The organism is Clostridium estertheticum (assembly GCF_011065935.2).
In the GTDB taxonomy this organism is placed as follows: domain Bacteria; phylum Bacillota; class Clostridia; order Clostridiales; family Clostridiaceae; genus Clostridium_AD; species Clostridium_AD estertheticum_A.
In genome coordinates, this window is the sequence record NZ_JAAMNH020000002.1 from 60,239 (window position 1) to 72,606 (window position 12,368).

The 12,368-nt window shown below is 32.5% G+C and carries 13 protein-coding genes and 1 pseudogene; 9 read left to right on the plus strand and 5 right to left on the minus strand.

The features are described 5' to 3' along the window. The first annotated feature begins 25 nt into the window (after positions 1–25). From G9F72_RS26480 to G9F72_RS26500, 6 genes and pseudogenes are all read left to right on the plus strand, one after another. Positions 26–922: a carbohydrate ABC transporter permease gene (locus tag G9F72_RS26480; RefSeq protein ID WP_164959417.1), complete on the plus strand. Its 897-nt coding sequence runs from the start codon at positions 26–28 to the stop codon at positions 920–922. After that, positions 919–1,770, plus strand: a complete 852-nt coding sequence (locus G9F72_RS26485) for a carbohydrate ABC transporter permease (protein WP_164959418.1) — start codon at positions 919–921, stop codon at positions 1,768–1,770. The genes G9F72_RS26480 and G9F72_RS26485 overlap by 4 nt, the downstream gene beginning before the upstream one ends. 248 nt (positions 1,771–2,018) lie before the next feature. After that, positions 2,019–2,141: a hypothetical protein gene (locus tag G9F72_RS27280; RefSeq protein WP_263487225.1), complete on the plus strand. Its 123-nt coding sequence runs from the start codon at positions 2,019–2,021 to the stop codon at positions 2,139–2,141. Positions 2,142–2,225: 84 nt separating this feature from the next. Then, entirely contained in the window at positions 2,226–2,450 is a 225-nt protein-coding gene (locus G9F72_RS26490) for a DUF1659 domain-containing protein (RefSeq protein ID WP_164959419.1), read from the plus strand. Between the two features lie 69 nt (positions 2,451–2,519). Beyond that, positions 2,520–2,756, plus strand: coding sequence for a DUF2922 domain-containing protein (locus G9F72_RS26495; protein WP_164959420.1), 237 nt, complete (start codon positions 2,520–2,522; stop codon positions 2,754–2,756). A 64-nt stretch (positions 2,757–2,820) separates the two neighbouring features. Continuing rightward, a pseudogene (locus G9F72_RS26500) lies at positions 2,821–3,489 on the plus strand (N-acetylmuramoyl-L-alanine amidase). 205 nt (positions 3,490–3,694) lie between these two features. On the opposite strand, the gene G9F72_RS26505 reads toward G9F72_RS26500, so the two are convergent. Next, positions 3,695–5,092 carry a DUF4317 domain-containing protein gene (locus G9F72_RS26505; protein WP_164959421.1) on the minus strand — a complete coding sequence of 466 codons (1,398 nt, stop codon included), beginning with the start codon at positions 5,090–5,092 and terminating at the stop codon, positions 3,695–3,697. Positions 5,093–5,565: 473 nt separating this feature from the next. Here G9F72_RS26505 and G9F72_RS26510 point away from each other — a divergent pair, with 473 nt between their 5' ends. After that, complete coding sequence (locus tag G9F72_RS26510; RefSeq protein WP_164959422.1) at positions 5,566–6,804, plus strand: hypothetical protein; 1,239 nt, start codon at positions 5,566–5,568, stop codon at positions 6,802–6,804. Positions 6,805–7,581: 777 nt separating this feature from the next. On the opposite strand, the gene G9F72_RS26515 is transcribed toward G9F72_RS26510, so the two are convergent. Then, positions 7,582–8,319, minus strand: a complete 738-nt coding sequence (locus G9F72_RS26515; protein ID WP_224676332.1) for a zinc ribbon domain-containing protein — start codon at positions 8,317–8,319, stop codon at positions 7,582–7,584. A gap of 57 nt (positions 8,320–8,376) precedes the next feature. On the opposite strand from G9F72_RS26515, the gene G9F72_RS26520 reads away from it, so the two are divergent. Both G9F72_RS26520 and G9F72_RS26525 read left to right on the plus strand, forming a co-directional pair. Further along, positions 8,377–9,510, plus strand: coding sequence for a transposase (locus G9F72_RS26520; protein ID WP_318010986.1), 1,134 nt, complete (start codon positions 8,377–8,379; stop codon positions 9,508–9,510). A gap of 16 nt (positions 9,511–9,526) precedes the next feature. Further along, positions 9,527–9,757, plus strand: a complete 231-nt coding sequence (locus tag G9F72_RS26525; RefSeq protein WP_164959424.1) for a hypothetical protein — start codon at positions 9,527–9,529, stop codon at positions 9,755–9,757. Between the two features lie 537 nt (positions 9,758–10,294). Here G9F72_RS26525 and aguB read toward each other — a convergent pair. From aguB to G9F72_RS26540, 3 genes are all read right to left on the minus strand, one after another. After that, a complete protein-coding gene (gene aguB / locus G9F72_RS26530) occupies positions 10,295–11,173 on the minus strand; it encodes an N-carbamoylputrescine amidase (RefSeq protein ID WP_164959425.1) in 879 nt (292 codons plus the stop codon). Between the two features lie 36 nt (positions 11,174–11,209). Next, complete coding sequence (locus tag G9F72_RS26535; protein WP_224676333.1) at positions 11,210–11,452, minus strand: hypothetical protein; 243 nt, start codon at positions 11,450–11,452, stop codon at positions 11,210–11,212. A gap of 97 nt (positions 11,453–11,549) precedes the next feature. Then, positions 11,550–12,314 carry a helix-turn-helix transcriptional regulator gene (locus G9F72_RS26540; RefSeq protein ID WP_164959426.1) on the minus strand — a complete coding sequence of 255 codons (765 nt, stop codon included), beginning with the start codon at positions 12,312–12,314 and terminating at the stop codon, positions 11,550–11,552. Between the last annotated feature and the right edge of the window lie 54 nt (positions 12,315–12,368).

A 12,368-nucleotide genomic window follows, 5' to 3' on the forward strand; every position in this document is an offset into this window, starting at 1 on the left:
CTTTATAAAAGAAAGGTTGATAAAAATGAGGGCACCAAAAATAAAGAATATAAAAAGAGAATTGAGCTATGAATTGTTTTTGTTACCTGTTCTAATTGCATATTTCGTATTCTTTGTCATACCGGTTGTCTCCTCTTTTGCATATAGTTTTACAGATTGGAATAAATTTAGCCAGAGCGTTCATTTTATTGGAATTAAAAACTATATAAATTTGTTTGGAGATCAAGAGATTTTAACTGGTATCAAAAATTCGTTGATTGTTGCTGCTTTGTTGACATTTTTTCAAAATATTATTGGCGTTCCATTAGCAATTATCTTGGATAGACCACTTAAAAGCAGAAATATGCTTAGGGCAATTTTCTTTTCGCCGGCAGTATTGAGTACGCTGATTGTAGGATTTTTATGGAGCTATTTAATGTCTTCTGCAGACTATGCCGTTCTTAATAGAATTTTGAATTTAGTTGGTATTCATGCTGTAAATTGGTTGGGTGATAGTGAAATAGCGCTTTATTCGGTAATAGCTACACAAGTTTGGCAGTGGACAGGATGGGTAATGATTATATATATTGCTAATTTACAAAGTATACCTCAAGAATTGTATGAGGCAGCAAAAATTGATGGTGCAAGTGGGTGGAAAACATTTACTCATATAACAATGCCGCTACTATACCCTGCTGCTTCAGTATGCTTAGTAACGGGGCTGGTTGGAAACTTGAAAGTTTTCGATATTATTTTCGCCTTAACTCAAGGAGGGCCAGGTGGTGCAACAGATACAATATTGACAGTTTTAATAAAACGTGGAACCTCAGAAGGATCTTTTGGCTATGCATCCGCATTTGGTATGGTATTTTTAATATTAGTACTATTAATTACAGGCATTGTTATGAAGTTTCTTAAGAAATGGGGGGATAGCTTATCATGATTAATCAAAATTTAGCAATTAGTAAAAAAGAGAGAATTACAAATTGGATTTTTGAAATAGTAATGATATTGTTGGCATGTATGGTATTGCTCCCTATTTACTATTTATTCGTAACTACATTAAAAACCCAGCAAGAAGCTACATTGAACCCTTTTGGGCTTCCTAATCATATTAGTATCTCAGGTTATATAAATGCTTGGAACACTATGAGATATCCAAGAGCTTTTATGAATACACTAACAATTACCATGTGCTCTGTAAGTGGTATAGTCATTATTACTTCTATGGCAGCTTACACTTTAGCAAGGAGAAATAATAAGTTGAATAAATTTATTTTCATGTTTCTTTTAGCAGGTATTATGGTGCCATATCAGGTATCAATTATAGCCTTATATAAGATGGTAATTTACCTTCATTTGATGAATAAACTCTATGGAGTAATAATTATTGTCATAAGTTTGAATTTACCAATGGCTACTTTTCTTTTTAAAAATTTCATAAATACGATTCCAATTGAGTTAGAGGAAGCAGCAGCTATTGATGGAGCAGGTATTATGCGTATTTTCTGGCAGATTACATTTCCTCTTCTAAAACCTGTTATGGCTACGGTTATTATACTAGATACCTTGGCAGTATGGAATGACTTTATGACTCCATTATTATTTTTACAAGATAGAAAAAACTCTGTAATACTTATGGAAGTCTTTAGAAATGTTGGTCAGTTTTCTACGGATTGGACTAGCACCTTCCCTATGCTAGTTTTAGGGATTTTACCTTTACTAATTTTCTATATATTTATGCAAAAGTATATTATAAAAGGTGTAGCGAGTGGATCTGTAAAAGGTTAATGGATTCTGGCACACCATCTACAATTTTATAGAAGTCTAATATTGTCCACTACTGTGGTATCACCTAACCTTATGTGTACGCTTGAAATGAAAAAACTAAAGATTTTAAATCAAAAATGCTAGTGGTAACAACTTTTTATGATTGTTAACACTAGAATTTTTTTGCTATGATTTAGTTTCATTACTTTTACAACTCTATAATAATTATATGTAGCTCTTGATAAACTTGATCCACTGAGCGGGATATTTTGAAGAGATATTATGTTTTGGATCAATCTCTAGGAGAATTAGCCTGTGATAGTGATAAAAGCTACAGTCAATTTGCAAGAATGAAGAGAAAAGCCTTAGAGAAACTAAGAAGACTTATGTAGAATTAATATTTTTAAAAAAACTCCGCACAAAACTTTTAAAGGGCATATATATTCAATGAAATCAAAATGAAAGGGGGAATTAACATGGCAGTTAAATCAACAAAGGTAGCCAGTGCGCTAAAACTTACTATGGTAGTAGGCGTTGACCTAAAAGGCAAGGACAAATATGCAACAAAAAGATTAAGCAATTTAAAAGTTGCAGCATTAGACGCGGACATATTTGAAGTAGGACAAGCTATCTCCAACATTAAAACTTACCCACTATTCGGACTAGACAGAGAAGATCAGTACAGCTTAGTTAATGCTTAGTTGCTAGCTGAAAATTGAAAGTGAAAATTCAAAACCTTGAGTCAAATAATTAAAAGGAGGAAAAGTGATATGCATAAATTAGCTATGAGATTTTTAACTTCTACTGAAGGTAAGTATTTTACTTTAACGGTAGATGACATTAAAGCTGATGAAAATGGAGTTCCAACTGTTACAGAAGCTGAGGTAAATTCTCTTATGGATTTAGTAATTGCAAAAAACATTTTTGCATCAGCTAATGGTAACTTAGTTGGCAAGAAGGATGCTAAGATAGTTACTACTGATACTAGTACAGTTGAAGTAGCTTAGGGAAATAGTGCCTGCAAGGGCACTATTTTTCTGCTTAAACATTTAAATAGGGAGGATGAGAATAATGCTTAGATTATGTTTTGATTATGGTCATGGTGGAGAAGATAGTGGTGCTTTATACAATGGAAGGAAAGAATCTAATGATGTTTTAAGTTTAGGTAGAGCTATAGCCTCAGATATTAGAAGGCATGGAATTACTGTAGATGAAACAAGAACTAGTGATGCGACAGTTAGCCTTAGAGATAGAAGTGATTTTGAAAATAGAAGCACATATGATTATTTTATATCCTTTCACAGAAATGCGTATCTACCTGAACAAACTAAAGGAGTTGAAACCTACACTTACTTAAATCCAGGTGCAAAGTCTAAAGGGTTAGCAAAGAGGATTCAAGCTTCACTTGTATCTATGGGTTTTGTAGACAGAGGAGTAAAGGCGGCTAATTTTCATGTGCTAAGAGAAACCAAGGCCTCAGCTGTGCTAGTTGAGATTGGGTTTATTGATAGCACTAATGATAATAACGTTTTTGATAGTAAAAAAAGTGAGATTGTTAAAGCATTAACTAAAGTTATACTTGCAGAAGTAGGTGTAAGCTAAAATGAACCTTCATTACCGGAACAAGCAAGCGTACAAAATATTTATAGGGTTGTGGCAGGTTCATATGCTACACGGGAAAATGCTGAGAAACAAGTTGAAAAGTTAAGGGGGGCGAGGTTTGAGGCAATAATTAAGTAATGCTAACTAAGTATGATGATACTTAGGATAGAAGTGAAGAGCAAGCGCTAAGTGTTTCATAATCAAATTATTAGCAACCACAGGTACAATTTTTGCTATACAAAAGAAAGAGGTCCTAAAGCATAATACCTAGATATAAGGTATATATACTTTAGGAACTTTTGTATTTAGGCTTCAAATAACATCCTAGTAACCTTTGTTTAGTTTAAATCAAATTATCTAAGCCATTAACCATAGTTTGTTCATTGTCATTAATAGGAATAACTATGCATTTTCGGCCATCAATTATTTGAGATTTTATTTGAGATATTTTTTCGGGTTTTACTTGAAGTATAACATCATAATGAGGAGTAGCCTTACTATCTTCTGGATTTGTATCCGGAACTTTCTCTAGATTAGTTCCTAAAATTTCTTCTAGATTAGTTTCTAATGTTTCTTCTAAATCAGTTGTTGAAGCTTCTTCTAAAATCACATTATCATCATTAACTTCTGTAGAGAGGTGAGTTTCATTATCTATAGCATTCTCTTGTTTAATTTCATCAAGTCTAGCTTGAAGTATTTCTACTTGTTTGTGAAGGCGTTCTTCCTTTTTTCTTTGCGCATTTTCTTTAAGGGTCTTTGCGTCAATTAAATTTTTTGCTAAGGGAATATCGTCACCAAAGCTTTCTACATAGCATTTTTCAATCTTAGCAGTAATTTCGACCGGAACTTCACTTTCTATTAAAAGGTTTTGTATATCCTTCTTTGTTAAGCTTATAGGTTCACAATCTGTATCTTCATAAAGAGTATTATATTCTTCTATCATAGTGTTTAGGTTTTCTTGTATATCATTAAAAATTTTATCAGCTTTCTTTTCATCAGAACTAAAAGAATCTTTAATAATTGATTGGAAGGTTTCCTTTTGCACCGTAGCAGTTTGTTTTGAAGGACAACCTAAAGCATTTTCCATTAATTCAGTATGTGTATCCTTTGCATTTTTTGTGTAATACATAATAGAGTTAACAACTGAACTACGGTCAATAAAAGCAGGAAACACAAAGCCGTTAGTGGGGGCCTCAACTACCCAATCTCTAATACGTGCTTTTATTTCATTTTGCTTCTCAAAGTATCTAAGACCAGGCTCTGAAAGTGAAACAGGACATATTGCACATAACACATATTCATATACTTCTTCAGATTCATCTATCTTTACATTATCTTTGGTTTTGCTAATAATATCATAAGCATCATGAAAAAGGAGTATTAAAAAATTACCAGTGTAATCATAATTATCTATAATCAAATCATAAAGATTATCAAGAAGAGCATCATCTTTTAATTGACTGTTTTTAAGCTGCATAAGAGAAATTTGCCTTTCATTTATAAAATCTTCATTAGTTTCAAAGTTAAGCTCTAAAATATTATTTCCGATAGTTCCAGACAGTACTTTTTTAGCGATTTCTAAGTATTTAAAATATTCGTCCTCATCTAAATTTAGAAAGCTTTCTCTAAATTTTAAAATAGTATGTTTTTCTCCATTAACATAACAACCACACATTTTAGTGAAGGTGCATTCTCCTTTCTTTAGACGTCTTTTTAACTCAAGTATATCTTTTTTTCTCATATATAAACTCCTCAAATTATAGACAAACCTTGCGTAAGCTTATAACTTAAGTGGTTTGTCTTTAGTATTTTTTATTTGTAGCTATAATTAATATATTATCATTATTAATTATAGTATTTTTTTAAAATTAAATAAAGGTTTTATGTATTAATCAATTTTTCATTATGATCTAACTTTTACATTTAAAGATGGTATGGAGTTAAAGTGGAATATACAAAGATGAACAAAACCCACAAGGTTCATAGCTGTTATAAAAGACTTTGTGACAAATTAAGGTATATTTAAACAATGTGGAGAATATAGAGATATATGTAATTAGATGCTAATTAACACAATTATACATACTCATTTAATATAGGGTCTATTTTTATAGGGGGTGGCATAATTTCTATAATAGGGCCATTTTTGGAGATATAATATCTTGAGTTAAATTTAAATGGTAAATAAATATAAAAATAGAAAGGTGGATTTTTATGAAAATAAGTTCAGAAAAGAAAAAAGAAAAGAATTTTCTACTTAGAAATAATGTGACCCTATTCTTCGCTGTTTTCGTCGTACTTGGGATTTTCATATCAAAAGAAACGCCCTATAACATGATGAATGTACTTGTACAGAGTTTTACTGGCTACTCTCTCCTTGTCCTCTCTCTACTCATACCAGTAATGGCGGGTATGGGCTTTAACTTCAGTATTGTCATTGGGGCAATTGCCGGTCAGCTCGGCGTCATCATGGCTGTGAACTGGGAGTTGTCAGGGATTTTAGGCTTCCTGACTGCAGCTCTTTTTGCCACCATCTTTGCCGTTTTACTTGGCATTCTAACAGGGATGCTGCTCAATAAGACTCGTGGTCACGAGATGATTGCCTCATGGTTTGTTGGTTATTTAGGAAATGGCATATACATGTTCATCGTACTTGCCCTCATGGGGTCTGTTATTCCAATAACTTCCGCTGAGCTTTTGTTAGGTGACGGCGTAGGTCTTAAAAACACAATTAACCTAAAAGGCACACTTTTGCATTCTGTTGATGGACTACTGCAAGTCCAGTTCTTCTTACTTCTCATCATCGTAGGGATTCTCTTTCTCGGATTCACTATTTATCACTTGATGAAAAAGGATGCTCACTTTGACAAGAAGACAGGTTACACCAGAATAGCCCTATTCACTATCATCATTCTTATGAGTTCTTTGATTATGTATGGTGATGTCCTTCCAAAGGAGATCAATGAACTTAAAAATATTCAGTTCCCCGTGATAACAGGTGTACTCATTTGTGCCGTTGCAGTTTTCAGCCTAATGATTACTCGCACCAAGATTGGGCAGGACTTCACTCAATTATCTTCTAATCAGCAAAATCCCATAGACTCTCATCGACACAATTCAAAAGTCAGAATCACTGCCATCACCATTTCCACTATTGTGGCGGCATGGGGGCAAATAATATTATTGCAAAATAGAGGTTCTTTTAGCACCTATGGTTCTCACATGGGTATTGGCGTATTAGCTGTGTCTGCACTCGTTGTTGGTGGTGCTACAATCAGTAAAGCAACAGTCCGAAACGCACTTCTTGGAATCATAGTCCTACAAGGTTTTAATATTATTTCGATTCCAGCGCTATTTCCATCAAATGTATCTGAGATCCTTAGAGTCATCCTTATAAACGGTGCAATCCTTTATACCTTTATAAGGTCTAGACGTGATAACCAGATCGGATAAAAAACCTCATCAAATCATGATCCAACCAACAGCCGATTGTCAGGATGAATCGGTGACTGAAGTAATCAGATTGTAGATAATAGAGAAGGTCTATAGGGGAGTTCCATTCTTGGGATGCTTTCAATTTACCGGCAAGGATCGATAGAAGCATTGTAATTGTTATGCTGATTGTGCATGTACTGGCCTGCCTCCAAAGAAGGCTCTATGGGATTAGTTATAAGCTATGGGTGGAAAATTAAGTAGCAAAGGGACATAGGGGTATAGAGGCACAAAAATACCATGAAGAAATAATAAGGTCTCAAGAAGAAAAACATTTTAATGAAGAAGCAAGACATGAAGAATTATTACGTCAGAATGAAGAAAATGCACATAAAAGAGAAGAATTTAATAAGAAGGTAATAATACAAAATGAACAAATGATAAAGCAAAATAAAGAAAAAATCAAAATAGAAAAACAGAGGTTAGCAGAGTCAGAAAGAATTAGAAGAGGGATGGAAGTGCAGATCGCTAACAAACTTTATATCATTATAGTGTTTAGTTAATAAAGCCGAAATGTTTGGGGCAGTACTTATTTTAATTACTGTGATTTGATTTTAAGGTATATATATAAATAAAGTGAATGCAACATAATACTGATGGGTTACTTCTTCTTGGCTGACTTTAACTTCATTGACATGAATGTGTGTGCACTTTTTAGCAGAAATCCTATACAATTTAGCGATAGTAAATTAATTATCATTTTGAAAAAGTCGCTAAATTGTATCAAAATCATAGTCATTATACAACCTTATCACTGTCCGTATTCTTGTTACTATTACTTGGTTCTACCTTGAAGATAACATCAATACGGTCAACATAGATTATAATTCTATGTACAAATGTTTCAATAACTTTCCTTTTAACTTCTGGATCCTCAACTTCGAGGTTTTCCATAGAAGCTAAGAGGAATTTTTTTATTTTGTTTTCATCAAGCCAAGAATAGTCTTTATTATCAAGTTCTGACTGTTTTTGCAATATAGTATTTAATTCTATTTCTAATTCATTTGTTTTTTTAGCAAGTAATGTATTGGTTATTTTTTTTTCAAATGCCATATCAAAGGCCATATCAATTTTAGTTTGAATTGTTTTTTCTTGAATAATAAGAGAGCTTTTTTCTTTTTCAGTGGAAATATTTTTTTCTTTTAGTTTATCATATATCCCTGAAGTGATTTTTTCTATAGCGTCAATATTAAAAACATTTTCCTTAAGTTGTGTTATAACATAACCTTCTAAAATATCCTGCCTTATATTTTTATTACTACAGATATGACTTCTCTTATTTGTACATGAATATATTGGGTACTTGGCTCCGTTTCTACCAGGAACATATCCAGCACCTACGCAAGAAGCTCCGCATTCTCCACAAACGATTTTCCCTGTAAGTAAATAAAATCTTTTTTGGTTCATTCTAGGACCCACCTTCTTTCCATCCATTTTAGTTTTAACAGTTAAAAAATCAACTTTAGATATTATCATTGGGATGGATTCACAAAAGAATATGGAAATAATATTCGCGAGAGTGTATTTCATGAAGTGAAAAAAATGATGCAATGTGGTTCGCTAGAAAATGGATTTTTGGAGTTCAAATGCGACACTTGTGGTGAAACTAAAAATGTAGGATTTACTTGTAAAAGTAGATTGTGTTCGTCATGTGGAAAAATAAGAATAGATGATTGGGTAGGAGACCTTATTAAAAGGATGGCGAGAGCACACCATAGGCATGTCATATTTACTATACCAAAAGAGCTTAGAATAATTTTTCAAAGACATAGGAAATTGTTAGAGCTACTACCTAGATGTGCGGCAGATGCGGTAAAAAGTTGGTACTTAGATAAAAGTAAGAGTGAAAAATTTATGCCCGGTATTGTTGCGGTAATTCATACTTTTGGCAGAGATTTAAAATGGAACCCACATGTACATATGCTTCTCACCGAAGGTGCTATGGGAGAAATTACAGCATGGAAAAAAGTGAATTTCCTCCCTTATGGAATATTAAGAAAAAGGTGGCAAAAGATATTGCTTGATGCAATAGAATTAGAACTAGGTAAAGCAAAATTTAGAAAACTTAAAAATATGTTATACAATAAACTTGAAGATGGTTTTTATGTATATGGTAAAAATGAAGTAAAAGATACTAAAGGTGCGGCAAAGTACATAGGAAGATATACAGGCAGACCTGCTATCGCAGAATCTAGAATAATTAAATATGACGGTGAAAAAGTGACATTTTTTTATGAGAGACATGAGGATAATAAAAGAATTGAAGTAGAACTAGATGCTTTTGAATTCATTAAGAAAGTTATAATACACATACCAGAAAAACAGTTTAAAATGATTAGATACTATGGAATTTATGCTAAAAATAATAGATACAAAAACAAATTCTTTAAACTTGTAAATGAGAAGATAGCTATGGAATTAAAGAAACTTAGAAAATGGGAATACAGGATTTTAAAAGCTTTTGGAATAGATCCATTAAAGTGTGAGAAATGCGGCAGCGCTATGCATTTAGATGGAATATACTATAATAAATCGGGAAACCTCGTTGAAAAATATAAAAGAAATTTATTAAACAAAGTTAAACTTAAGATAGAAGAATTAAGGGAAATAAACACGTCAGTAAAAGTCCTAAGTCCATTAGGAATGGGGGCTTTGTTTGCTGAGTAAAAATTGGAGGAGAATCATGGCTGTAAGAAAAAAAAGAGTTAAAAAGGAAGAGAAACAAATACTATTTAAATGCAATGGATGTGGAACAGAAGAGTTTATACCAGAAGATGTAGTTAACTATTTTGATACTCTTGATGGTGGTGATACTAGCGTACCACCAAGATTTACTTGTGAAGAATGTTCTGAACTGATGGAGCCAGTTGAGTATGAAGGCGTTCATGGAATAACATATAAAATAGAAAAATAACTAAAATCAAAAAGCTACGCTTTAAAAATAGGCGGTAGCCGGTCTATTAATTTGCGTAGCAATTTGAAAGTATAAATAATTATTTTAAAAACTATAGTTTTAACAAAACCTAAAATTTTGAAAGGGCGGCTTTGCCGCTTTTTTTATTATTAATTGACTATTAGGGGTAGTAACCGCGAAACGCGGAAAATATACGTTAATACATATATTACCAAAATACCAATATATTCAGAGGGAATATTAAATATACTCATGTTAATTTAATATTTTTCTCGAAGATTTTATATTAGCTAACAAATATTTTTTATTACTATCTTAGTTAGTATTATCAATACTATAATTGTACTTTAACTAACTTGTTTCGAGCAAAAAAAGAAACAACAGTTCGAGCCAAATATTGCACCAGATATAATAGCTCCTAATGTTAAATACAAATGTGTGTTGTTATAGCAAGCTGTACAACAATAGGCATCATAAGTGCTGATGTTCCCCAGAAGGAACTTGGTTTCTTTCAAAAATAACTTTATGAGCATTACATTATTTAATGATTTGTTCGCCATCTAAGGTTAATATTGTTTTATACCATTCAGGCCTTCTATCCCTGAATAGTCCCCAAGAAGCCCTTTTTAATTCTATATCATCTAGATCAAATTCCTGAACCAATACAGTTTCTTCAGTCCTGTTAGCCTCTTTAACCTTACAGCCAGTCATATCAGTAATGAACGAAGACCCGTAGAAAGTTATACTTGAATCATCAATAACTTCAGTACCAACTCTATTGGATGTTATTACAGGAACCAGATTAGAACCGGAATGTCCCTGCATACATCTTTGCCAGTGGTCACGAGAATCAATGCTCCCATCTTGAGGTTCTGAACCAATAGCAGTAGGATAAAAAATCAATTCTGCTCCCATTAAGGTAAGGCTTCTTGCTGTTTCTGGATACCATTGATCCCAACATATACCTATTCCTATTTTTGCATATTTTGTCTTCCAAACCTTAAAGCCTGTATCTCCAGGATTAAAATAATATTTTTCTTCATAGCCTGGACCATCTGGAATATGGGTTTTTCTATATACTCCAAGCACTTCTCCGTCTGCATCTATAACAGCGATAGAATTATATTTCGCTTTATTATGTCTTTCAAAAAAGCTAATTGGAAGAACAACTTCAAGCTCCTTTGCAATTTTCTTAAAATGATTAATAGCTTTGTTGTTTTCTACTTCACTTGCTAGTTGTAAATATTTAGGTTTTTCTTTCTGGCAAAAATACGGAGTTTCAAAGAGCTCCTGGATAAGAATTATTTGTGCTCCTTGGGAAGCTGCTTCCCTGACTAATTTTTCTGCTTTACTGATATTTTCTTCTACATTCCAACTGCAGCTCATTTGTGTTGCTGCTACCGTTACATTTCTCACGAAATAATCACCTTCCTTATATAAATTAGCTATAATCTAATGCATTAACTTTTGGGTTTTACCTACTTTGTTTAAAGCATTGATCATTGCGAGGGATGCACCCTTGAGAATTTTAGGTACTGCTCCTTGCATATCCGCTTCCTTGAGCATGCGAATAGTTTCAAAGATGTCCAACAGCTCCTGCTTTGAGAGATCAATGTTATCAAGTATGTATCTAACTGTTCCAGTTGTTCTTGTTATTGCTCTTTCAGAATAGCAAACTTTTAAATTGAAGTCCATGGCTTTTGTCAGATTGTATCTCTTAGACGTTCTCCTTTCTAGGGAGTCGTAAAAAGTCATGAGCATAGTGAATTTTCTTGAATAACCTCTAGATTTACTAGATATTGTTTTTAACTACTTGAACCAACTCTTCAAACGTATTTATATTCATTTTATTATAAATATTTGATAAATGCTTTTTTAGTGTGTTTTCAGAAATACAAAGTCGTTCAGCAAATGTTGAACGAAGAAACCCTTCGTTTATGTAAGCTATAATCTCTCTTTCTTTTGAGGTGAGTCTATATTTTGGGGATAATGGGCATGAAACTTGAGAAGTATATACGTTTGTGTAACCATTAGGAAATTCATATACTAATCTTATGGAAAGATGTTCATTTATAACGTTAAATATTTTTATATCTTTATCTTTAAAATCGCCTTCTGATTGTGATCTAAATAAATATATATTGCCATATGGGTAATTATTTTGAGCAACAGTCATGCCCATAGAAAAAAACATATTAAAAGGTGTAAGCCATTTTTTCATTAATTTAGAATTCTCTCTAAGAGAATCTGATATTAAATCTGTATCCCTAAAGACACGAGGAATGGGTTCATCTGCATACCAGTTAATAAAGTCAGTATTTTCATATCTATCGCTGTATAGTTTTAAATGTTCTTCTGGTAAATCTCCACTACTATAATTAAAGCATACTATTGAACCTCCAACAATAGCGGAGTAATGGTACATTGAATGAGAAAAATATAGTGTTTTTTTCAATTCTTTTATAGTAGTCATAAATAAGTCGTTAATAGCAATAGTATAGATTTTTTTGATTATTTCATTTAATTCATTCCACTCTTCTGAAGAAATTGTATTCAAATTTAGTTCCCCCCATTTATATGTAAAATAAGTACTTATAATTACTCAAGCATC